This is a genomic window from Treponema sp. OMZ 798 (assembly GCF_024181385.1).
GTDB lineage: Bacteria > Spirochaetota > Spirochaetia > Treponematales > Treponemataceae > Treponema_B.
Genome location: NZ_CP051305.1, coordinates 2,373,920 through 2,397,606 on the forward strand (window position 1 = coordinate 2,373,920; position 23,687 = coordinate 2,397,606).

The window sequence follows — 23,687 nt, forward strand, 5'->3', positions numbered from 1 at the left end:
GAGGATGCCATGAACGCTATGTTTTGTTTTCAATGTCAAGAGACATTTAAAAATTCAGGCTGCATAAGGGTCGGCGTATGCGGAAAAAATCCCTTAGTTGCAGGATTACAGGATTTTCTCATCTGGGTAACAAAAAAACTTTCCAAGATAACGTCGTATATGAGAGAAAACGGGATTAAGGTTGAAAAAGAAATTAACCACATCGTAAGCACAAACCTTTTTGTTACAATAACCAATGCAAATTTTGATGAAAAAGCAATTAACAACAGAATAAATATTACTCTTAAAGCAATCCATGATTTGCATAGTTCTTTAAACCGCCCCTTTGATCCGGAGATTGAAGTGTATATTGACTCGGATATACCGAAAAGACTGGGCAAGGCCATTACAATAGGCGTTTTGCAGACAAAAGATCCCGATAAGCGTTCCTTAAAAGAACTTATTATCTATGGTCTAAAGGGGCTATGTGCCTATGTAAAACATGCTAACGCCTTAGGCTATGAAGATGAAGAAGTTGATGCCTTTATTCAAAAAACGCTTTCAATGCTCATAGATGAAAATTTGAGTGTTGATGAACTTATTTCTCTTACCTTAAAGACAGGAGAAGCCGGAGTTAAGGGAATGGCTCTGTTGGATAGCGCCAACACAGGCAGCTACGGCAATCCCGAAATAACCGAAGTTTCAATCGGGGTAAGAAATAATCCGGGGATACTTGTATCGGGACATGATCTAAAAGATATCGAAATGCTTCTTGAGCAAACCGAGGGTACAGGTATTGATGTTTATACTCATTCCGAAATGCTTCCCGCAAATTATTATCCAAAATTAAAAAAATACACGCATCTTGCAGGTAATTACGGCAACTCTTGGGCAAAGCAGGTTTCGGAATTTGAAAGTTTTAACGGCCCCATTCTGATGACAACCAACTGTATAATTCCTACAAAGGCTTCATACTTATCAAGAATGTATACGACAAATGCAGCAGGTCATCCAGGCTGTGTTCATATTGAAGCCGATGAAAACGGGTATAAGGATTTTTCCGAAATTATAAAAAAGGCAAAATCCTGCCAACCTCCAAAAGAAATTGAAACCGGAAAAATTGTCGGAGGTTTTGCTCACGCCCAAGTTTTTGCCCTTGCCGATAAAATTGTCGAGGCAGTAAAAAACGGAGATATTAGGAAGTTTATAGTTATGGGAGGCTGCGACGGCAGACACACAACGCGATCTTATTATACGGACTTTGCAGAAGCTCTTCCGAAAAATACCGTCATCCTGACGGCAGGCTGTGCAAAATACAGGTATAATAAACTAAATCTTGGAGATATAAACGGAATTCCAAGGGTATTGGATGCAGGACAATGCAATGATTCTTATTCCCTTGCCCTTATAGCTCTTAAGTTGAAGGAAATATTTAACCTAAGCGATATTAATGATTTACCGATAATTTTTAATATAGCATGGTATGAACAAAAAGCCGTTATAGTACTCTTGGCCCTATTGTTCTTAGGCGTAAAAAACATACACCTTGGGCCTACTATTCCCGGCTTCCTTTCACCCAACGTAAAGGATGTTTTAATAAGCAAATTCGGATTATCGGGAATCTCTTCAATAGAAGATGATATAAAACATTTTTTCGGTTAGAAACATAATCGGGAGGACAGGCTAAGGGCTTTTATTGATAAGCCCTTAGCTAAAGTCTTCGAGTTTATCAAGGTTGACAATGATGGTATCTTTTTCGATTTTTAAAAGCCCATCTTTTTGCATGCTCATAAGCTCGCGGGATAAAGATGGCCGAGGAACTGCTAAGTATTCGGCCATAGCCTCCCTGTTTAGGTTTAGCTCAACCTTTGAACTTCCTTCAGCCTGCTGCAATAAATAGAGGGCTATCTTTTGACGAAGACTGAATGAAGAAAAGATAAGAAGCTTTTGGTTTAAAAAATAAGCCTTATGAGCTAAAATATTTAATAGGTTCTTTAGAACCTTAAAATGAGTTTCGGAGTACGCTCCGGCACCAAAGACCCCTTCTATGGGGAGACAAAGAATTTCGGCATCGCTTATAACTCGGCATGAGTAATCGTAAACAGCCGAGTCTAAAAGAGCATAGACTTCGGCAAAAACCGTACCGGGTTTTTCAAAGCGGTTCATGATGAGTCTTTTTCCGTCGGCAGTGCTTTTTTCGATTTGAACGGATCCCGATTTTAAAACAAAGATAAAAGCGGGAGTATCGCCTTCAAAAAAGATAAAAGAATCTTTTTTGAAGCTGCGGGTTTTGGCATTGATGCTTTTTAAATATCTTTCCGCCTCTTGGCCGGGAATATTTTTAAAAATAGGATTCATACTTTAAATTTCGGGTTATTTTAATTTTAACTTGATTATAGATCGGAGGATTATAATGAATAAATATTTTAATATGGATGAAAGTGTTTTTGATATTACCGAACGCTTTCCTGAAACGATAAGATACTTGGCAGAAAAAGGTTTTACACCTCTTACCAATCCCCTTATGCGCAAAATAATGGGGAAAAAGATAAGTCTTGAAAAAGCCCTTTTAACCAAGAATCTTGATATCGGCTTGTGCGAAAAAGAGCTTATTGAAGTTATCGAACAAAATAAAAATATCGGTTTTGCCGAAATAGATTCAAGCTTAGAAAAGAAAAACGCACAAAACACCGGTTATGATGACGGCAAAAAAAATATAAGAATTGAGGGAGTTCTTCCATGTCCTATAAGAATCCCCTTGCTTGAAGCCTTTAAAGAATTTCATTCCAAGTATATTGAAGAAAATAAAGATGGGCTTGAAAAACAAAACTATAAAATCAGCTATGATCTTCGTTCCGCAAACCTCGGAATCGACTGGATAATAAAAGAAGCTCAAACAGGAAAAAAGGAAAACCTCCCCGATATTCTCCTTTCTGCAGGGTTTGAGCTTTTTTTCGACAAAAAACTAATGGGCTCCTTTATCGAAAACAAGGACTTTCACTGTTCAATAGAAAAAATGAATAAGGACTTTTGCAACGATTATATCGATCTTAGAGACAGCAAAAAAAATTATGCAATTATAGGAGTCGTTCCTGCGGTAATGATTGTAAATACCGCAATGCTAAAGGGAAGAAAAATCCCTGAAACTTGGGAAGATCTCCTTGCGCCCGAATTTGAAAACTCGGCAGCAATACCTTTCAGCGATTTAGACCTCTTTAATTCGGTCATCCTAAATATCTACAGCCGTTTTGGAGATGAAGGCATAAAAAAATTAGGCAGGGCATGCAGCACTTCCCTTCATCCGGCACAAATGGTAAAGGGCAAGGCTTCTCTTATTTTAAAAGGCCCTAAGCCGGCAGCAAATGAACCGCCGGCCGTAAATATAAGCCCCTACTTTTTTTCTAAGATGATAAAAGAAGACTCGGCATTAAAAACCGTCTGGCCCAAAGACGGAGCTATAACAGCTCCTATTTTTATGCTTGTCAAAAAAGAAAACGAAGCTTTAACAAAGGCCTTTGCAGACTTCTTTCTTTCAGAAAAAACAGGAAAGGTATTTTCGGAAAGCGGGTTTTTCCCGTCGACAAATCCCGATGTGGATAACCGTTTAAGTGAAGATAAAAAATTCTCTTGGGTAGGCTGGGATTTTATTTACCAAAACGACATAGGTTCTCTTTTAGAAAAAATCAAAAAAGATTTTGAAATAGCAGCAGGAAAAATTTAATGAACTTAATAATATTTTCAGGCCCGCCCTCGTCGGGCAAAACGAGCGTAATCTTAAAAACAATTGAAGCTCTAAAAAAACAAAATATAAAAACGGGGGCAGTAAAATTCGACTGCCTTTATACTGATGATGACCTTTTATATCAAAAGGCCGGAGTTCCCGTTCAAAAAGGAATCTCCGGCTCCCTATGTCCCGATCACTTCTTTGTGTCAAACATAGAGGAGGCCGTGCAATGGGGAATCAAGGAAGGGCTTGACCTTTTGGTAAGCGAGTCCGCAGGGCTTTGTAACCGTTGTTCCCCCTATATAAAAAATATTTTAGGTATCTGCGTAATCGATAACCTGTCGGGGATAAATACGCCGAAAAAAATAGGCCCTCTTTTAAAGTCCGCCGACATTGTAGTTATCACAAAGGGAGACATCGTTTCTCAGGCAGAGAGGGAAGTTTTTGCGGCAAGGGTAAATGCCGTAAATCCTAGGGCAGTCATCATGCATGTAAACGGTCTTACGGGCCAAGGCGCCTTTGAGCTCAGCACCCTTTTAACGGATAAGGCCGAAGATATTTCTACAGTACAAGGCATGGAGCTGCGCTTTCCCATGCCTGCCGCCCTTTGCTCTTATTGTTTGGGTGAAACAAGAATAGGAGAAAATTTCCAGATGGGAAATATCCGCAAGATGAAAATTGCCGAGGAATAGGGGGGGGAAGAAAATGAACAATGAATTTTATTTAAATGATGAAAATACAGAGGTTAAAAAACTTTCTGAAAAATCGATTCAAGATATTTTAAGCGAATACCCTTTTATTGAAGATTTTATAAATGAAAACCGCTTGATTGAAATAGGTATTTTAAAAAACAAAGAGCAAACTTTAAAAGAATTTTTACAATCTCTTTCAGACGAGCTTTGCGAAGAGGAGGCCGTAAACAGGGAAGAACTGTACGATGCCTTTTTTGAATATATAATTCAAATGAGGGCCTTTTTAAATTTGGAAGATGCAAACGAGGTTAAAAGCCTTACAATTCTCCCGGGAACAAATAAGTCGGGAGAGGCGGAAACCTTTGATGAGCTTACCCTCTATACTTCTCAAATTATTTCGATTGTGGGCCCTACAGGTTCAGGAAAGTCAAGGCTCCTAGCCGATATCGAATGGACAGCTCAAGGGGACACACCCACAAGCCGCAGCATCTTGATTAACGGAAAAACGCCGGATAAAACAATCCGTTTTTCGGTAAACAATAAACTTGTAGCCCAGCTTTCGCAAAACATGAACTTTGTAATGGATTTGTCTGTCAAGGAATTTATCGAGCTCCATGCGGAAAGCCGGCTCATCCAAAACAAAGAAGGTGCGGTAAAAAATATCATAGAGGCGGCAAACAATCTTGCAGGCGAAAAATTTAATTTGGATACGCCGATAACGGCCTTGAGCGGAGGACAGTCGAGGGCTCTTATGATTGCAGATACGGCTATTTTAAGCTCCTCTCCCATCGTCCTCATAGACGAAATAGAAAACGCAGGTATTGACCGTAAAAAAGCCTTGGAACTCTTGGTTTCAAAGGAAAAAATTGTTTTAATGGCTACCCATGACCCGGCCCTTGCCCTCTATGCAGATAAACGCATAGTTATCAAAAACGGAGGGATAGCCGCTGTTATAGAAACTTCAAAAAAAGAAAAAGAAATTCTAACAGAACTTGAACTTATGGATTCAAAAATTCAAAACATGAGAGCTAGGCTAAGGGCAGGAGAAGAGCTTGGGCTTACAGGCAAGGCAAGAATATAGATTAATGTCTACTTTTGAGATGGACGCTAGATATAAGGGTTTTTCTGAAGGCCTAAAGCAAAAATCAATAGAAACGGCTAAACTTATGAAAAACAGAGGTTATCCGATTTCTGAAATTTTATTAATGACCGGTCTTCCCGAAGCTGAGATTGAGGAACTGTAGATTAGGGGCTCCGCCCCTAAGAACCCCTCGTCTTTACAAAGGCGAGGATAATTTAACCGCAAGGGGCAAATGTAAAATCGGCAGTTTCGAGCCTGTAAATAATCATTTCTTATTATCATCACATCTTCATTATGAGTATTATTACATTCTTTACAAAGTGGAACTATGTATATGGTTTTACTTTTCAATTTACCATCTTTATCACATTTGTACACATGTGATCCGCATTTATTATCATCATCAAGCTTATTATCGCAATTAGCATTTGAACAATATGTAGGACAGTTTTTTCCTGTATATTGTTCCCATTTTTCAATCATAGATTCTTTCTGTGCTTTACGATTCCAATTTTTAACATAAGGCATTTTAATTTTTCTCCTTTAATCATTTTCTTCTAAACCGCCCTATGGACGGTTTAAAAAGTTAAATAGTTAATGCAGCACCGCCACGGACGGCGGGGGTTCTATTCTTGCGAGTTTTTTGCGAAGCAAAAATACTCGAAGCTTAAAAATGTACACGGATGTACATTTTTAAGCGGCTCAAGGGCCGGCAAGCCAAGCGGATGCCAAGATTGTTGTTCCTGTTGTCAGGACTGTTGTTGTTCCGGTAGCCTACAGTGCAGTTGTTCGCGTTGTTGTTCCAGCTGCCGCCGCGTTTAACACGGTTAGAGCCTGATGCGACACCTTATAAGGTCCATACCGTTTTTTAGCCAAAAAAATTTAGAACCGCTAAAGCGGCTTACACAGTGCAGGTCAATCTTATTTTCAAAAATTTACTGCAACCACACCACACATTTTGCCTGTTCGGTTTCACCGCTTCGGGCGGCTTACGCTGCGCCCTCAGCTGCTCAACCTCTCCGGCAAAATGTGTGAACTTAGGGCCGGCAAGCCAAGCGGATGCCAAGATCGCTGAACCTGAGGTAAGGACTGTCGCTGTACCGGTAGCCTACAGTGCAGTTGAACGCGAAGCCGTCCCAGCTGCCGCCGCGTTTAACACGGATAGAGCCTGAAGCTGGGCCAGGATAGTCTTGAGGGAAAGAGTCCCCGGTATGGATATCGGCCTGCCAATCCCAGCACCACTCCATTACATTTCCTGCGATGTCGTAAAGGCCATAATAATTAGGCTTTTTCTTTTTAACTTCATGGGTCTTTAGATCCGAATCTCCACCGTCATAATTTGAATACCAAGCATATTCTATTAACCTATCCTTTTGATTTGTATTAGGCCATATATATTTTTTTCCTCCCTTAGCAGCCCACTCCCATTCTGCCTCCGTCGGAAGCCTAAAGCCGTTCTTACTCATATCTAGTTCAGCCTTATTCCAATCAGCATTATCGGTTGTGGGAATTTGATCAAAGGTAAGAGTATCAAAATCAACAGGACTTCCTCCAACTTTTACCGTATAGCAAGGTTCAAGATTAAGCTTTAGGCTGAGCTTATTACAAAAGGCTATTGCATGGTACCAGTTGATGTTTTCTACAGGACGCCTTTGTTGTACCTCTCCGGATGCAGGATTAGATTTAAAAACACTGGGATTTTTATCCATAACTTTGTTCCACAACTCCTGCGTTACCTCAGTTTCTCCTATGCTGTAGGCTGAAAGCTGTATATCATGTAATCCATTATTATAGATATACTCTGCTCCCAGCTGATTCCCGGCACCGCTTACAGCCTTTATAGACTTCATCACAAAAGTTACACCTTCCACAGTGTAAGCCTTTCCGGGAGTATTAGGAATTACTTCGGAAGATTGACTTCCGCCTGATTTTCCCTGACCTGTAGGACAACCGGTTAATAAGCCGATAAAAAGTCCCGCAGCCAACAACAATGCAGTAATAGATACTGCCCGATTTAAGACCTTAGTCTTAAGTTTGAAATTAGTGTTCTTCATAACTAATTTTCTCCTTATTAAATAATAAATTCTATTTTGCATTTTATAGTTGCTATAATAAAAAATATTATAACAGCTGCAAAAATAATGCCGTAAAATAATAAAAGAGTTTTTGAAAAAGTCGAACATACCCAACTATTTTTACCGGTGTTAAATACAGAAGCATTCATATCAAAATCTGTATTATCCTCTTTTCTTACTTTATTGTATAAAGCCCTATACATTCTTTCTTGACTGAGGAAAAATCCGTCCAAGGCCCAAAGTCCGATAATTAGAATAAATACAGGAAAACAATATAAAAACCTTATTTCTTGTTTCGACAACAAGGTTATACCTGCTGTAGCAATGGCAATAGCCCATCCTTTTATCATAAATGAACACTTTGCCATACGAGTTATAACTCCCTGTATAAACTCCAAATGTTTTTCTTTAGCAGTGCTCATGGGTTTTTAATAAAACCTCCTCTTTTATTTTTAACTATATCCAGTAATTTATCTAAAGCTTTTCTACCTTTAATATTTTTTCCTTTGCAAGTATCAAGCCATGTCTCTAAATCACTAAAAGTGAGATTTCGAAAATTAGAAAAATCAGTATCAAAAAGCACTTTAACGCTTTCATCATACCTTTCTGCACTTTCCATAATTTTACTGTGCATAATATTACTAATGGATATTTCACTGTATATCCATGGAGACAAAGTTTGATGGTTATTGTTTATAGTAGAATTTTTACTTTTTATAAAAAACAAGGCTTTACACCTGTTAATCATTTTAAATAAAGCAACATTTAAAATAGCAGAACTTTTAATAATATTATCATTAAAACAGCCACAATCATCATATTTTGTAATTATATCTGCTAATATGCGATAGTGTTCCCAAACATCAGCGTCAATAAAACATTCTAGATCAAATGTTGTTTCTATCAAATTTTTTAATGCACGAGCAATCTCTAAATCATTGTGAGAGTGTGATATAAAAATATCAGCTCTAATTTCTGGAAACCATTCTTTCTCTATATCTGCTGAACTTATTTGGAAATTTTCACCATCACCTTTTAATATTTTATTGAATTTAGCTATTAATCTGCTCATATCTTCATTCACTTTATTAGGTTCTTTGGGATCTGTATTTTTTAAAAATTTTACTAATGATAATGACTTATCCGTCATTATATCTAATAAAAATTTTTCTTTCATGTTAATCCTTTCCCTCACTTAGAGGGTTTATAATTTTTGAGTTTTAAGCTCAACTATAATTCTACACTTATCCCAAAGGATAAGAGCTCCCGTCTTTTCAATTTATCTTGTATGTTAATCATTCATTTCCAAATCATAGCTGTTTTCCTCCTTTTAAATAGGATAAATTTATACAAAAAACCGCAGAGCCGAATAAATCCGGCCCTGCGGTCTTTAGATTGAGAAAAATAAGTATTAGCAGCTTTGATTAGAGATATTTTACTTAATAGAGAAATTGGGGGGGGGGGGGGGGTAAACCTAGGCTAACATTTTTATGCACATAATCGGCACACAAAAAATTACAATGAGAAAAACCGAATTTTAAGCCTAAGTAAGATTTTACTCTCATACCTATTATTATACTCCAAAATATATAAAAAATCAACTAATTTTCCTAAAATTACTTTTTACGCGTTTTTTAATTTTTCCCAAAGCTCTGAAATTTTTTGGATGATCACTTCCTTTTCGGCCTTGCCTAAAGTGTAAGCATCGGAAAGTTTTTTTAACTCAGGCAAGTCTTCTCTAAAAATTTCAAACTTCGATAGGGGCAGGGCCTTTGCATCGTACTCAATACAAAGGCTTCCTGTCCTCTCATTCCTTTCAATTTTGCGCACAGCCTTATGAGAAGATACAGCCCTTTCAAAAGCTTCAAAAATATCCCTATCCTTTATCATCTCGCCCCTGAGCCTTATATGCCCGGGAAAAAAACTAGAAACGGTCATTATAATATTTTCCTCTGTTAAACACTTTTATCAAGCGGTTCTTCATAGCTTCTCATAGCCGATATCCCTATGGCCACGGTCGATCCGTTATGGACTAAGGCCGCTGTAGCCGGAGGAATTGAGCCCGCAAGTTCCCCTGCGATGAGAGTAGAGTTAATACCGATAATCGCCCTATTGTTTCCATTGATTCTTTTGATCAAGCCCCTTGCTATACGCCTTAAAATAGGTAAGGCCCTTAGCCCGTCATCCGGAAGGAGAATATCTGCAGTTTCTCCGGCTATGGAAGAAGCCTGCCCCATTGCAATTCCTACATCGGCTTCCGAAAGGGCAGGCGAATCGTTTATACCGTCGCCGACCATGACAACGGTTTTACCTTCTCTTTTTAGCTTCTTTATAAAATCGGCCTTTGTGTCGGGCAGAGCCTGCGCATGGTAGCGGTCAATACCGGTTTTTTTGGCTATGCTGCGGGCAGTCTGAGGCCCGTCCCCCGTAAGCATAATTATATTTTTTATACCCAGCCTATGAAGTTCCGAAACAACCTCCTTGGCTTCAGGGCGTAAGGGGTCTTCTATGGCTATAATCCCCGCAAGCTCCTTTCCTACAGATAAATAAAGCTGGGAGCATCCTGTCTGTGCCAAATCCTCTATAGCTCTTTCGGCCTCTTCAGTTTTTGGAATACCCTCATCATCGAATATAAAATGAGCACTTCCTATACGAAGTTCCTCCCCGTTCAAGGTTGAGGCAAGACCATGGGCTAAAATATAAGAAACCTTTGTATGATCTTCCCTGTGTTCGATTCCCCTATTTTCAGCTTCCCGAACAACCGCCCTTGCAAGGGAGTGAGGAAAATGCTCTTCAAGGCAGGCGGCTATTTTAAGCACCTCATGTTCCGCCCTGCCTCCGAAGGTAACGATTTTTTTAACGGAGGGCTGGGATTCGGTGAGAGTTCCGGTCTTATCAAAGACAATCGTATCGGCACGGGCGAAGTCCTCTAAAAACTTTCCGCCCTTTACGGTAATACCGTGCTCGGCACAGTTTTTCATGGCCGAAAGCACACAAACAGGGGCTGATAGCTTCATCGCGCAAGAATAGTCTACAAGAAGGGTCGAGGCAGCTTTTGCAAAGTTACGGGTAAAGGCATAGGTCAGCCCTGCAAGCAGGAAGTTATAAAAAACAAGCCTGTCAGCTGTTCTTTCAGCCCTTATCTGTGAAGCAGCCTTTAGGGATTGAGAGCGGTCAATCATATCTGCAATCTTGCTGACTCTGGTTTCCCTGCCGCAAGCCCTTACACAGACATGAATCTCTCCCTCCTCAACAACGGTAGAAGCAAAAACCGTATCTCCCGGAATCTTGTGCACAGGCAAGCCCTCGCCCGTCATCGAAGCCTGATTAACCGAAGCTTCCCCGGCTACGACCGTTCCGTCGGCAGGAATAACGGAGCCTATCCTAAGAACAACCGTGTCCCCGGCTTGAAGAAGATTGGCCGATATTTCCGTTTCATTTCCGTCCCGTAAGACATGTACTATTTCCTTTGTGTTCAAAAAACTTTGAGCTAAATTCTCATAGGACTTGCGCCTTGTATAATCTTCCAAGATTTCGCCCATCTCCAGCATCATGGCAATGGTGCCGGCCGTATTTAAATCTCCGCTTGCATAAGCCAGTGAAAGGGCTGTTGCATCAAGGGTCTCGGCACAAAAAGGCTTACCGTCAGCAAAGGCTCTTATTCCGGTTCTTACACGCGGCATAATTGAATAAAGGGCTAGGATTTTTCTAACAGGAAAGGGCAAAAGTTTACGGATAAAAAATTCTGCAAGCAGGCCGGCCAAAGAAACAGCTAAGCTCTGCGTTACAACAGGCTCATCAATACTGGTCAATAATTCTTCATTTTCAAGATAGGAAGAATTGAGAGCTCTGATATAAGAAAGAGCTTCTTCTTCGCTTATGCCTGAATATTCAATTAAAATACTTCCTGAAACCGGATTTACGTTTATAGAAATTACGCCTTCCTGTAAGGACACAAGAGTCTCCACAAGGACAGCTTGTTTGCGGCTTAAACCTTTTCGTTTATACCTTAAACGTAAACGCCCCGGAAGGCGGTGAGCTATATAGAAATTCATAAAGATTTTGATAGATAAAAGATCAAGTCTACTTTGCTTCTGCTGCTTCTTTATTGTATGCAGCTTCTGCCATTATATCTTGAGCGTCTTCTTTTACGGTTTCAACAAAGGCAGCAGCATCTTCTTTTAATTTTAAGCCTGCCCCTATTACCTTGGCACAAGCCTTTTTAAAATTAGCGTTCCGAGCCAAAAGAACTGCGGCTCCGCCTGCAGCAACACCGAGTGCAAAAGCTCCCCATCTAGTCATATAAACCTCCGTAATTAATAGCCGTATTCTATCATTTTTTTGTGATATTTACAAGCCTACAGAAGAAGACTCGACACCTTCCTCATCTTCCTTGTCAAAAAGCTGAGGGGTCTTCTCTTCTGCAATTATTGCATCAAATTCTTCGTTCTCTATGGTTTCTTTTTCTAAAAGAGTTACGGCTATCTTTTCTAAAAGATGCTTTTTGTCGTTAAGCATTTTTATAACAACCTCGTAGCGGGTATTGATTATCTTTGCGATTTCTTCATCAATGTACTGCTGGGTTGTTTCTGCATATTCGCGAACCAATTGCGGTTCATTGTCTCCTAGGTAGCCTGCCCCCCTCTTGCTTAAAGCGACGTTTTTAAACTTAGAGCTCATACCGTAGTCGGTAATAATGCTTCGGGCAATGTCGGTTGCACGGGAAAGGTCGTTTGCAGCTCCGGTAGAAACCATATTGAATTTTACCTGTTCGGCAGCCCGTCCTCCTAAGAGAACATCTATTTCGGCCAAAAGCTGCTTTTCGGTAACAATGTGTTTATCGTCCTCAGGAATATGGAAAGTATAGCCCAAGGTGGAAGTTCCCCGCGGAACAATCGTAACCTTATGAACCTTGTCTGCACCCTCGGTAAAGCTGCCCACAATGGCGTGGCCGGTTTCGTGATAGGCAATTACCCTCCGCTCTTCTTCGCGGATTACTCGGGATTTTTTCTGTAAGCCTATCATAGCCTTTTCGACAGCCTCATCCAAGTCGGTCATTATGACGGTCTTTCTCTTGCCTCTTACAGCCAAAAGAGCCGCTTCGTTGATGATATTTGCAAGGTCGGCACCCGAACAGCCTGCCGTAATGCGGGCGATTGAAGCAAGATCAGCCGAGGCATCTAATTTTACGTTTTCTGCATGGAGTTTAAGAATCTGCTCCCTACCCTTAACATCCGGGCGGTCAACTACAACCTGCCTGTCAAAGCGGCCGGGACGCAAAAGAGCCGGATCCAAAACATCGGGGCGGTTGGTGGCGGCTAAAAGAATCAAGCCGGTCTTATTGTCAAAGCCGTCCATCTCAACCAAGAGTTGATTGAGGGTCTGCTCACGCTCATCGTTTGAGCTGTAAGAATTATGGCGCGACTTTCCGATGGCATCCAATTCGTCTATAAAGATAATACAGGGGGCTTTTTCGCGAGCCTGCCTAAAAAGGTCACGCACACGGGAAGCTCCTACACCGACAAACATCTCGACAAAGTCGGAACCGCTTATCCTAAAGAAGGGAACTCCTGCTTCCCCTGCGACTGCCCGTGCAAGAAGGGTTTTTCCCGTTCCGGGAGGGCCTACCAAAAGAACGCCCCGCGGAATCTTTCCGCCTATTTCGGTATATTTTTGCGGATATTTTAAGAAGTCTACAACTTCCATTAATTCTTCTTTGGCCTCATCTACACCTGCAACATCCTTAAAGCGGGTTTCGACTTTTCCCTCGTCTATTGCGGCACTTCTAGCCTGCCCGGGAGAAAAAATACTTCCGCCCAAACCGCCCATACCCTTGGTCATCCGCCTCATAATGGCACGCCAAACAAGAAATATTAAAAGGAAGGGAAGCACCCATTGTAAAAGAAGCTCAACGAGGTAGCTTTTTTCTTTGGGCTTTATGTGATAAACCACATGATGCTCGTCCAAGAGCTGTAAAAACTCAGAGGTGTAAATACCGACAGTCGTATATTCATTATTACTTTTTTGTACCGATAAAAACGAAAAAAGGGACGTATTGGAAGGCTCTTCATCCTGTATGCTTGTGTATCCCGTAAAATAAACAGGGCCTAAAACAACTTTTTTTATCTGTCCCGAAGTAATTCTATCTTTAAATTCCGAAAAAGGAATAAGAGCAGAACTATTGAGAACCATTAACTGATTAATTAAGATAAAAATGACAACTACAAGGGGCGCTAAAAGCCATAAAGAAAAAAAAGGCTTTTTGGGAGCCTTTTTATCGTCTCCGTCGGAATCCGGCCCGAAGTTAAAAAAATTAAAGGGATCATTTTGGTTTTTATCGTCGTTATTTTTACTCATACATTCTCCAATATATCTTACTATAATACACAAAAAATAAGAAAAAGTCGATAGGAAAGCAAATTTATATTGGGATTAAGAGCCTTTTTACTCTTGCTTGACAAAAAGATAAGGCGGCTATATAATTAACAGAGCCGGCAGAGGGAGAAACTTTATGAAAAAAAAGACAAAGCACATATTTTCTACAAAAAACTTTTATAAACATCCCATAACAATGCTTATAACGATTCTTGCAATCACTTTATTTTTCGGTCTTCAGATAATAAGGCTGAATTTTGATAATAATAACTTCCGCTTCATCCCTAAAAATGACCCGTCCCGCATAAGTGCAAAAAAGATTGCGGATATTTTTGGGGAAGATGTTCCGATTTTAATAGGCATAGAGCGCCGTTTTTCTACCATTGTAGACAAAGAATTTTTAGATGAAATACGAAGGCTGGATGAAAAGCTAAAAGAAATTGATTTGGTAAAAAACACGGTCTTGATAACTGACACAACTCACATAGATATAGGCGAGGAAGGAATTGTAAGTGAACCGATTATACCTGCCGATTTTTTAGGTACGGAAGAAGAAATTAAGGCCGTTAAACACAAGCTCCGCAGTTGGGACATGTATGAAAGAAGCCTTGTTTCTGAAGATTTACATGCAACTCAAATCCTTGTTTTTCTTAATATAACGAATGAAGAAAGCGGCTCTCCCGCAACTATTGCTGCCTGCCGTAAAATTATGAAACTGACAGAGGCTTGGAATTTTCCCGATTCAAAAATTTATTTAACCGGAGCCCCTATTTTTAACGAGATAGTAAATGAGGCGACAGCCCATGATTTAAGCTTTTTGGTCCCTCTGGTTATCATCGTTGTTTTGGGAGTCCTATTTCTTTCTTTTAGAAGGTTTACCGGTGTTTTTCTGCCGTTATTGACGGTTATATGTTCCGTAATCTGGTCGCTCGGAGCTATGGCTCTTTTTAATGTTCCCTTATCGATTCTTTCTACAATTTTACCGATTATTTTGATTGCCGTAGGTTCGGCTTATGGAATCCATGTTATCAACCACTACTATGATGAAGTCGTTCAAGATGATTCTATTTCAAAGGAAGAACATAAAAGGCAGGTCGTAAAGGCCTTAAGCGAGGTTATAAGGCCGGTTTTTTTAGCAGCCCTTACAACATTCGCAGGCTTTGTTTCCTTTTGCTTTACCTCCGTTGTTCCTATTTTCGAGTTCGGTATCTTTGCAAGCTTCGGCGTAGCAGCGGCCTTTTTAATATCCATAACCTTAATACCCGGTATTTTAATATTGCGGGGACCGAAAAAGCCTTCAATGCGATGGGCAAACAAAAAAGATAATACCGGGGGCTTGGACCGCGGTATAGCAAACACCTTTGTTCTTATTGTAGAACATTACCGCTCGGTAATTCTTTTTGCAGGGCTTATAGTTATTCTTTCAGGACTTGGACTAAAAAAACTTGTTATCGATAACGTGTTAATGGAGTACTTTGACAAGGATGTAGCAGTCATTCAATCCGATGTATTTATGCGTAAACAATTCGGCGGTTCAAAGCTCCTTGAAATGGTAATTAAGGCTAAGGACGGATCCGCTGTTTTACGTCCGGATATTTTAAAAGCAATCGACGATCTTTCCTTTTTCTTGGAAGAAGAAATTGATGATGTAGGAAAGGTTACTTCTATTGTGCCCTTAATTAAGCGCTTAAATCAGGTTTACAATGCAGATGAGTCCCCCGATGGAATAAAAGCCGCAGATATAAATGAGGCGGAGGCTTCAGACGATTTCGGCAGTTTTGAAGACTTCGGCGACTTTGAAAATTTTGAAGAAAACTCAGATGACGCTGATACTCAAGTTGCAGAAAATGATTCTAAAACTAAAAAGCAATACAGCCAAGAAGAAATTATGGCTATGCTGAACGAAGCAGCAAACAAAAGAGCAAAAAAGAATCTTTCTGCCGAAGAGTTGGTTTACGAATTAGAAAAAAAATTAAACTACAAGGGCCTTGCCTACTATGAAATTCCAGCAGATCCTAAAAAATACGGAAAAAATTCTCAAGAAGAGCTTTCAGCCTTAATGCAAAACTATCTGATTCTTTTAGGAAAAAACACGGAAGGCTTTTTAGATAATAACACCGATCCTAAAACATTAAAAGTAAACATCCAGCTCCGTACCGTAGGACAACAGGATACTGACAGGGTTCTGGAAGAAATTAACGAATTTGTACGCCTCAAATTTCCTGAAGATATAATCGCTGAAACAGGCGGCTTCGTATTGGTCGAAAAAACCTTAAACAAACTCGTAGTAGAATCCCAGCTTATTTCGGTAGGAGTCTCCTTATTTATAGTTTTTGTAATTCTTTCAATCTATTACAGATCGGCCTTTGCAGGTCTCTTCGGCATCCTTCCTTTGGCACTATCAATTTTAATTAATTTCGGAATAATGGGAACCTTGGGAATAAAGCTCAATATCGGTACCGCAATGGTGGCAAGCTTTGCAATAGGAATAGGAGTTGATTACACCATCCACTTCTTGGCAGCCTATCATAAATGCTTTCTAAAAACAAAGGGCAGCGGGCAATTTTTATATCTAACCTTTTTAGGGTCGGGAAAGGCTATCCTATTCAATGCGGTTTCGGTTGGTGCAGGTTTTGCAGTTTTAATGCTCTCAAAATTTAACATGCTTTCGGAGCTTGGTTTCTTAATTGCCCTGATAATGATAACCAGCTCCCTAGGCAGCTTGACTATTCTCCCTGTTTTATTAAATTTAGTGAAACCAAAGTTTATAAGAAAACTTTTACCTGTAGATATAAAGGAATTAAAAAACGAATATCCTTTTAATGAAGAAAAAGATACGGAGGAAGTATGAAAAAACTTACTTTAAGTTTAATTTTTGCTATCGGATTTTGCAGTTTAGTTTTTGCCCAAAGTGCAGAAGAAATCGCAGCTAAAACAAAGACAAAAAACACGGCATCTTCTCTTGGCTCGGAATCAAGCTTGGATATGCAGTCCGACGGAAAAACCCTTTCAACCTTGGAGATTAGGCAATATTCTTCTTTGGATAAAAACGGGTTACAAAGAATGTTTGTCGAAATAAGAAACCCGCCCTCTTATAGAGGTTCAAGATTTTTAATGATTGAAAAAGCCGACGGCTCAACCGACCAGAGAATGTATTTGGCCCAAACAAAAAAGGTCCAAAAGATATCGGCCCAAGGAAGTGCCGATGAGTCCTTTATGGGTTCGGACTTTTCAAATAACGATATTTCGTTTATGGAGAGGGACACAAAGCTCGATAATTTTAAAATCTTAGGCGAGGAAGAATATAACGGCAAGCCTGTTTATCTTATAGAGTCTACGCCCAAGGATAAAAACTACACGTATTCAAAAACTTTAATGCGCATCACAAAGGATAAAAATCTCTTACTCAAGGCAGAATTTTATCAAGGTTCTCAGCTTGTAAAGACTCTTGAACTTTACGATTATAAGGAGGTAAACGGAATAATGACAGCCCATAAAACAAAGCTGTCCACCGTCAAAACGAATACCTCCACCGTTATCACCATAAAAAGAATAGAATACGGCATGAAGATACCCGATTATGTTTTTACGCAAAAGTTCTTGGAAACAGGCAAAAAATAAATTATTTAAGAGGCCTTAAAAAATCTGATTTTTTAAGGCCTCAATCATAAGGTGCTGTACAATATGAAAAAGTTTTTTTTTACGTTAATTTTTATCCTTTCGATAAGTTCATTGATTTTTAGCGAAGAAGACGGTTTAGGAGATTTCGGCTTTGATGATGAAGAGAACGGCTCTGAATCAAGTGTATTCAGCATAGATTTCGGCGGAGCTTTTTATACAGGAACGGAAGTCTTCTTTGATGCCTTTAAAAACCCTGAAAGCTATAAGTTTCCCTTTCCGCTTTGGGGCCGCCTTCATTTGGAAGCTAAGTCGCCCCTTGCAGAAGCCTATGCCTCGGTAAACTTAAACGCCAAGACCATTGCCGCCGGAATGGGCGAACAGGCCGAATTCTTTCCCAAACCTCTTTTCCCCGGATGGATTGATGAGGCCTATGTGCAAGCCCTTATAGGGCCCGTAGTCTTCGGAGGAGGAATCAAAAAAGTAAACTGGGGAAGAGCTAATTTTTTCAGCGTTTTGGATATAGTGAATCCCAAAGACTACAGCGAACCATACGAATTCTATCCAGAAAAAATAAAAAAATCGGCCCCTATGTTTTTTCTTTCGGCTTACTTACCTAAGGACATGAAACTAGAATTTGTATATCTCCCGGTTTTTGAAGCCGATGAATTTGATCTCGACGGCCGATGGCAAAAAAACATCTTCGCAAACCTTACGCGTAACTTGCCTTCTCCTGCGGATAACACAGCCTTGCTTGAGGCAAAGAAAAAACTTTTTTTGCAAAGCCCAACGGCAAACACTCTGAACTATGCCCAAGGAGGCTTGCGTTATACTCTTAACATCGGCGGTAAGCACGACCTAGGTTTCCAGTATTTTACGGGCTTTTTCCATGAGCCTAATTTTAAATCGGAACACAAACTTTCAGATTATACCGAAGGAGAATTTAAAAAGGCGTTTGAGAAGGCTCAGCTCATATACAACCGCTATCACCAAATCGGAGCAGACTATGAAGTAATGTTCGGAAAACTCACAGTACAGACCGAATTTGCCGCAAATATCAGCTCTGACCTAAAAGGAAACAATCCCGATATATATAATCCTAACCTTGCATGGAATTTAGGGATTTTATACACTCTTCCTAAAAATATAAACTTGAGACTTCAAGCAGCCGAAACTATACGGCTTTTAAATTCGGGAATAAATCAAGACAAGCTCAGCCTTGATACGGAAAAAGGAAGGCCTATCACCGATACACGCCTTCTTTTAAACCTTTCTCAAACCTTGGTACGAGGCTCTCTCGAATGGAAACTCAACGCTCTTGTCGGAATAGAAGATGCTGATTTTATGATAAACCCCGAACTTTCGTGGCTCATAGGCACCATCGGCTTTGACCTAGGTCTCGGCTTTTTCGGCGGCAAAAAAACCGGTAAATTGGGCCGTTACCAAAACAATCATTTTATAAAGATAAGTATAGGGTACGAGTTTTAGAAAATTTAAAAATTTTATAAATTGTAGTATTTTATCGTAAAATATGCTAAAATAATTTTAAAGGAGAAAGTATGCCGTATATCGCTTTGGAAAAAAAGATAAATAACTTGACGCTAGAGCAACAGCAGTCTGTTTTTGATTATGTAAATTTTCTTTTATATCAAAATGCAGCTGCAAAAAATCAAAAAAATATACGCAGACATCCCGGCGGTCTTGAAGGCAAATTTTACATGGCAGAAGATTTTGATGAAACTCCGGAATGCTTTAAGGATTATATTTGATGTACTTGCTGGATACACATACACTGCTCTGGTTTTTAAGAAATTCTCCTCAGCTATCAAAAAAAGTACTTGAACTAATTACTACAGAAAATAGGATTTATGCCAGCATTGTCTCATTATGGGAAATCGCAATAAAGAAAAGTATCGGAAAACTCGAATTTGAACATTCCATAGAAAAAATAGCGGATTTATGTTATGAGAAAGATATTTCACTATTACAAATTCGGCCCAAACACTTTGACAAAATAATAGAGCTCCCCAATATCCATAATGATCCTTTTGACCGCTTGATTATTTCACAGGCAATCATCGAAAATTTGGTAATTATTACAAAAGACACAATCATTCCTAAATATCATGTAGAAACTATCTGGTAATTAAAATATTTAATAGATTATTTCCGCCTTGCTTTCTCCCCATATTTTTTGTATATTTTGTGGAGCATTAAAATAATGGAGGTCATTATGTTGGTTAAAGAAGAAGTCGAAAAAGGCATAGCCTTGGTAAGGCCTTATTTGCAGGCTGACGGCGGAGATATAGAGCTTGATTCTGTTGATGAAAACGGAAAGGTTTATGTTAAGTTAAAGGGTGCCTGCGGCTCATGTCCTATGGCCATCTACACGCTCAAGATGGGCGTTGAAGAACAGCTTAAGGACATGTTCCCCGAAGTTACCGAGGTAGTCGCAGTTTAAAGTTTTAGAGCGGTTAAGCTATTATTGCCTCCAGAGCAATTTCCATCATGGTTTTAAAGGTAGTTTGCCGCTCCTCGGCACTTGTCTGCTCATGGGTAACAACATTATCCGAAATAGTAAGAACGGCAAGGGCCTGTCTTTTGTACTTAGCCGCAAGGGTATAAAGCTCGGCCGCTTCCATTTCTACAGCCAAAACCCCGTACGCAGCCCACATCTTCCATGTTTCAAGATCATCATAAAAAACATCGGAACTTGCAATCGACCCGACCAAGGGATTGACACCCATCTTTTGGGCATGGTCATAGGCGTTTTTCAGCAGCTTCCAGTCGGCGGTGGGAGCATAGTGGCAGCCCCTAAAACGGTGCGTATTAATTCCGGAATCGGTAGAGGCCGACATAGCCAAAACTACATCCCTCAAACCTATATCCTTTTGCAAGGCTCCGGCAGTTCCGATACGGATAGCTTTTTGTACCCCGTACTCGCTAAACAGTTCATTTGCGTAGATTGAAAAAGAAGGCTGACCCATTCCTGTTCCCTGAACAGAAACCCTTACTCCCTTATAGGTTCCGGTAAAGCCCAACATCCCCCTCACCTTGTTATAACATTGAGGGTTTTCCAAAAAATTGTTTGCAACGAATTCGGCCCTCAGAGGGTCCCCCGGTAAAAGAATTTTATCGGCAATTTCGCCTTGTTTTGCAGCTATATGAATACTCATACTTACCTCCGTTGTATAAGTATACCCTATTCAAACCTAAAGTGCAAGGCAAGGATTTTATTATGCAAAAACGAAGGTATAATATGTTAGAAAACCGCATAATATGCAAAAAAAGAGTAAAAAATATAATTTTTTTCGTTAAAACTATTGACATTTATTTTAAAATTAAGTATATTACCTTCACACACAGAAGATACACACTATTATTCTATTCACAAGCAGCCCTTTCTCCTCCTTTTCGGGCTGCTTTCTTTTTTTTAAAGACACTCGAGGTATAATCAAAAGATTGACAAAAAAAAAACTTTTATGTATACTTCCATCGAAATCTGAGGCAACAAGGGAGAGTCATTATGCAAAAAATTAAAGCTTTTTTTCATCAACAAAACCTAAGACGAAAAGCGGCAAGGTTGGCAGGACGAATCGAAATTGTTCTATCCTTTGCAATGCTTATTGGAATTTTAATTCTTTCTATCGAAATTTTCTTTGATCTAAAAGAAATGGTATTTGCATTCATTTATAGTAACAAAATTCCTTCATTTTCCGAATTCTTATCATTAATATTTTCTCTTGTAATCGGTCTTGAATTTGTAAACATGCTTATAAAGCATACCCCCGGAAGTGCCCTTGAAGTTGTCCTTTATACCATTGCACGAAAAATTATAGCCGATCACGGCAGTATGCTTGATGCTCTTTTGGGTGTTGTAGCCATTGCAGCCTTGTTTGCCGTAAAAAAATACCTCAATGAAGGCGGAGAATATGGAGCCGGGAATGAATGCGATTATATAGTAAACGGCGGAACAAGTATCCATGAGATAAACCATAGGCTGGACTCGGATTTTGATGAGGCATATGGAAATACTGTTGCAGGTTATGTATTTAACTATCTTAAACAGCAGGGACGTTCTCCTCATCTCGGCTTAGAGGTTGATATTGGAGAATATAAATTTGTAATCCATGAAATGGATAACGACCTGATAAGATATATTAAAATTCTTCCTATAAAAGAACATAAAAATTGAGTTTTTAGCAGTAATTGACAAAAATTACAAAAAGTAGTAAAGTATTTTGTATGAAAAATCAAAATGCCCCCACAAAAAAAACAATCGTTAATAAGGTTGCTTTTAAAATATTTGTACCCTTGTTTTGCATAGCTCTTTTTATGCTTGTAACCATAGTCATCATATTAAACTTGTCCAAAAAATCTTACAATATGTTTTTTGAAAAGGTTGAAACTCAGCTTTTGTATGACAAATTTAAGCAGGAAATGAAGTCTGCCACAGAAATCGCAGTCAATTTGATAGAAGGCATTTATGCCCGAACGGATATCGGCGAAGAAGAAAAACTTGCCCTTTCGGCAGAAATTGTTAGAAATTTAAGATTCGGGACAGACGGATATTATTATGCCTATCAAAACGGAACGGGTCTATGCAGAATTCACGGTTCCAATAAAAATTTGGAAGGAACCAGCCTATGGGATTTACAAAATCCGCAAAAAACTCAGTACATTGTGCGTGAGCTGGATGCAGTAGCTAAAAATAATACCGTATTTTTAGAATTCTATTGGTCAAAGCCGGATGCCCCGGCCGGAGAAGTTTTTCCCAAGCTTGGGACAGCAATGAGAATTAAAAATACCGATATGTGGATAGGTACAGGCTGCTATATAGATACAATAGACAGAGATAAGCAGATTTTTGCAGAGCAATTTGAAAATGAAACTCAAAAAGTCTTTATTATATCTTTATGGGTATTCAGTGCTTGTCTTTTAACCTTACTGATTGCTGCGGCTATTCTTGTAGGACGTATAAGTAAGCCTCTTGAAAAGACATCTACAGCTCTAAGAAATATAGCAGAAGGAGACGGCGATCTAAGAGTTTCTTTACCGGTAAGCGGAAAAGATGAAATAAGCGATATAGCTCTTTACTTTAACCAAACAATCGAAAAAATAGCATTTTCACTTAAATCAGTTTCATACAATACCCGCGAAATGCAGTCGATCGGAGAAGAGCTTGCAACAAACATGGCCCAAACAGCCAGTTCAATAAATGAAATAAGTGCCAATATTGAAGGCGTAAAGCAGCAAACCTTGAATCAAGCCTCAAGCGTAAACAAAACGGCAGAAACTATAGATAATATAATAAACTCTATCCAACGTTTAAACGAGAATATTGAAACTCAGGCAAGACATATCGCTCAATCCTCTTCTGCAGTTGAAGAGATGACGGCAAACATTGCCTCAGTTGCAACTACTTTGGGGAAAAATAATACCCTGATAAAAACCGTATACGAACAAACAAAAAAAGGAAAAGAAGGAGCGGCCGGAGCAAATGCTGTAGTAGCGCAAATGGCAGAACAGTCTGCCTCTCTTCTTGAAGCAAGTCAAATCATCCAAAACATAGCAAGCCAAACAAACCTTTTGGCTATGAATGCGGCTATTGAAGCAGCCCACGCAGGAGAAAGCGGTAAGGGTTTTGCAGTAGTTGCCGATGAAATTCGAAAACTCGCCGAAGAATCGAACATGCAGGGAAAGCAAATCGGTGAGGTTATAAAGGAATCAACCCGCATAATTGAAAATTTAACGATTGCAGGAGCCGGAGCAGAAAAAGCCTTTGCACAAGTTTATGATCTTGTAAAAGAAATCGCACAACAAGAGGATATGATATTAGCCGCCATGCAGGAACAAGAAGCAGGAAGCCGGGAGGTTCTGGCTGCAATAAAAAATATAAATGAAATAACAGAATCCGTAAAGGGAAGCTCTGAGGATATGTTTACAGGCGGAGAACAGGTTGCAGAAGAGATGAACAGACTTGACAGCCTAACCAGAATAATCACAGACAGCATGAACGAAATGGTTTTAGGCTCAGTTCAAATAAACAATGCAGTACAAGAAGTAAATGAAATAACCAAGCAAAACAAATACCGCATTGATGCCTTATCCGAAGAAGTAAATAAATTCAAGATAGACTAAGC

21 protein-coding genes and 1 pseudogene are annotated in these 23,687 nt (G+C 39.5%); 13 read left to right on the top strand and 9 right to left on the bottom strand.

Annotation, left to right across the window (positions count from 1 at the left end; all coding sequences use genetic code 11):
• Nucleotides 1-9 precede the first annotated feature (9 nt).
• The gene (hcp, locus tag E4O07_RS11025; RefSeq protein ID WP_253685757.1) at nucleotides 10-1,641 is read left to right on the top strand and encodes a hydroxylamine reductase; all 1,632 of its coding nucleotides are present in this window, start codon (nucleotides 10-12) and stop codon (nucleotides 1,639-1,641) included.
• 45 nt (nucleotides 1,642-1,686) lie between these two features.
• Here the strand turns inward: hcp and E4O07_RS11030 are convergent, their stop codons facing one another.
• A complete protein-coding gene (locus E4O07_RS11030; protein WP_253685759.1) occupies nucleotides 1,687-2,337 on the bottom strand; it encodes a Crp/Fnr family transcriptional regulator in 651 nt (216 codons plus the stop codon).
• A 55-nt stretch (nucleotides 2,338-2,392) separates the two neighbouring features.
• On the opposite strand from E4O07_RS11030, the gene E4O07_RS11035 reads away from it, so the two are divergent.
• The 4 genes and pseudogenes from E4O07_RS11035 to E4O07_RS11050 form a co-directional block, all read left to right on the top strand.
• Complete coding sequence (locus tag E4O07_RS11035) at nucleotides 2,393-3,700, top strand: ABC transporter substrate-binding protein (RefSeq protein WP_253685761.1); 1,308 nt, start codon at nucleotides 2,393-2,395, stop codon at nucleotides 3,698-3,700.
• Complete coding sequence (locus E4O07_RS11040; RefSeq protein ID WP_253685763.1) at nucleotides 3,700-4,395, top strand: GTP-binding protein; 696 nt, start codon at nucleotides 3,700-3,702, stop codon at nucleotides 4,393-4,395. Before E4O07_RS11035 ends, E4O07_RS11040 begins: the two co-directional genes overlap by 1 nt.
• A gap of 13 nt (nucleotides 4,396-4,408) precedes the next feature.
• Nucleotides 4,409-5,476 carry an ATP-binding cassette domain-containing protein gene (locus tag E4O07_RS11045; protein WP_253685765.1) on the top strand — a complete coding sequence of 356 codons (1,068 nt, stop codon included), beginning with the start codon at nucleotides 4,409-4,411 and terminating at the stop codon, nucleotides 5,474-5,476.
• Nucleotides 5,457-5,639, top strand: a pseudogene (locus E4O07_RS11050) (hypothetical protein); the annotation flags it as partial. The gene E4O07_RS11045 and the pseudogene E4O07_RS11050, both read left to right, overlap by 20 nt.
• 874 nt (nucleotides 5,640-6,513) lie before the next feature.
• Here the strand turns inward: E4O07_RS11050 and E4O07_RS11060 are convergent.
• From E4O07_RS11060 to ftsH, 7 genes are all read right to left on the bottom strand, one after another.
• A complete protein-coding gene (locus E4O07_RS11060; protein ID WP_253685769.1) occupies nucleotides 6,514-7,530 on the bottom strand; it encodes a formylglycine-generating enzyme family protein in 1,017 nt (338 codons plus the stop codon).
• Between the two features lie 17 nt (nucleotides 7,531-7,547).
• Nucleotides 7,548-7,973, bottom strand: a complete 426-nt coding sequence (locus E4O07_RS11065) for a hypothetical protein (protein ID WP_253685771.1) — start codon at nucleotides 7,971-7,973, stop codon at nucleotides 7,548-7,550.
• A complete protein-coding gene (locus tag E4O07_RS11070; protein ID WP_253685773.1) occupies nucleotides 7,970-8,728 on the bottom strand; it encodes a hypothetical protein in 759 nt (252 codons plus the stop codon). Before E4O07_RS11070 ends, E4O07_RS11065 begins: the two co-directional genes overlap by 4 nt.
• 446 nt (nucleotides 8,729-9,174) lie before the next feature.
• Nucleotides 9,175-9,489: a hypothetical protein gene (locus E4O07_RS11075; protein WP_253685775.1), complete on the bottom strand. Its 315-nt coding sequence runs from the start codon at nucleotides 9,487-9,489 to the stop codon at nucleotides 9,175-9,177.
• A gap of 17 nt (nucleotides 9,490-9,506) precedes the next feature.
• Nucleotides 9,507-11,606 (bottom strand): heavy metal translocating P-type ATPase, encoded by a 2,100-nt coding sequence (locus E4O07_RS11080; protein ID WP_253685777.1) that lies wholly within the window; start codon nucleotides 11,604-11,606, stop codon nucleotides 9,507-9,509.
• 28 nt (nucleotides 11,607-11,634) lie between these two features.
• On the bottom strand, nucleotides 11,635-11,853 hold the full coding sequence (locus E4O07_RS11085; RefSeq protein ID WP_253685779.1) for a DUF6110 family protein: 219 nt from the start codon (nucleotides 11,851-11,853) through the stop codon (nucleotides 11,635-11,637).
• 48 nt (nucleotides 11,854-11,901) lie between these two features.
• Nucleotides 11,902-13,908, bottom strand: a complete 2,007-nt coding sequence (gene ftsH / locus E4O07_RS11090; protein ID WP_253685781.1) for an ATP-dependent zinc metalloprotease FtsH — start codon at nucleotides 13,906-13,908, stop codon at nucleotides 11,902-11,904.
• Nucleotides 13,909-14,062: 154 nt separating this feature from the next.
• Here ftsH and E4O07_RS11095 point away from each other — a divergent pair, with 154 nt between their 5' ends.
• The 6 genes from E4O07_RS11095 (at nucleotide 14,063) to E4O07_RS11120 (ending at nucleotide 20,005) form a co-directional block, all read left to right on the top strand.
• A complete protein-coding gene (locus tag E4O07_RS11095) occupies nucleotides 14,063-16,777 on the top strand; it encodes an efflux RND transporter permease subunit (RefSeq protein ID WP_253685783.1) in 2,715 nt (904 codons plus the stop codon).
• Entirely contained in the window at nucleotides 16,774-17,547 is a 774-nt protein-coding gene (locus E4O07_RS11100) for an outer membrane lipoprotein-sorting protein (protein ID WP_253685785.1), read from the top strand. Before E4O07_RS11095 ends, E4O07_RS11100 begins: the two co-directional genes overlap by 4 nt.
• Nucleotides 17,548-17,610: 63 nt before the next feature.
• A complete protein-coding gene (locus E4O07_RS11105; protein ID WP_253685787.1) occupies nucleotides 17,611-19,032 on the top strand; it encodes a hypothetical protein in 1,422 nt (473 codons plus the stop codon).
• Nucleotides 19,033-19,103: 71 nt separating this feature from the next.
• Nucleotides 19,104-19,313, top strand: a complete 210-nt coding sequence (locus E4O07_RS11110) for a DUF2281 domain-containing protein (protein ID WP_253685789.1) — start codon at nucleotides 19,104-19,106, stop codon at nucleotides 19,311-19,313.
• Complete coding sequence (locus E4O07_RS11115; protein ID WP_253685791.1) at nucleotides 19,313-19,690, top strand: type II toxin-antitoxin system VapC family toxin; 378 nt, start codon at nucleotides 19,313-19,315, stop codon at nucleotides 19,688-19,690. The genes E4O07_RS11110 and E4O07_RS11115 overlap by 1 nt, the downstream gene beginning before the upstream one ends.
• An 87-nt stretch (nucleotides 19,691-19,777) precedes the next feature.
• The gene (locus E4O07_RS11120) at nucleotides 19,778-20,005 is read left to right on the top strand and encodes a NifU family protein (RefSeq protein ID WP_253685793.1); all 228 of its coding nucleotides are present in this window, start codon (nucleotides 19,778-19,780) and stop codon (nucleotides 20,003-20,005) included.
• A gap of 13 nt (nucleotides 20,006-20,018) precedes the next feature.
• On the opposite strand, the gene deoD is transcribed toward E4O07_RS11120, so the two are convergent.
• A complete protein-coding gene (gene deoD, locus E4O07_RS11125; protein ID WP_253685795.1) occupies nucleotides 20,019-20,720 on the bottom strand; it encodes a purine-nucleoside phosphorylase in 702 nt (233 codons plus the stop codon).
• 350 nt (nucleotides 20,721-21,070) lie between these two features.
• Between deoD and E4O07_RS11130 the strand changes: the two genes are divergently transcribed.
• Both E4O07_RS11130 and E4O07_RS11135 read left to right on the top strand, forming a co-directional pair.
• Entirely contained in the window at nucleotides 21,071-21,739 is a 669-nt protein-coding gene (locus E4O07_RS11130; RefSeq protein ID WP_253685797.1) for an HlyC/CorC family transporter associated domain-containing protein, read from the top strand.
• Between the two features lie 50 nt (nucleotides 21,740-21,789).
• Entirely contained in the window at nucleotides 21,790-23,685 is a 1,896-nt protein-coding gene (locus E4O07_RS11135) for a methyl-accepting chemotaxis protein (RefSeq protein WP_253685799.1), read from the top strand.
• Nucleotides 23,686-23,687 lie beyond the last annotated feature (2 nt).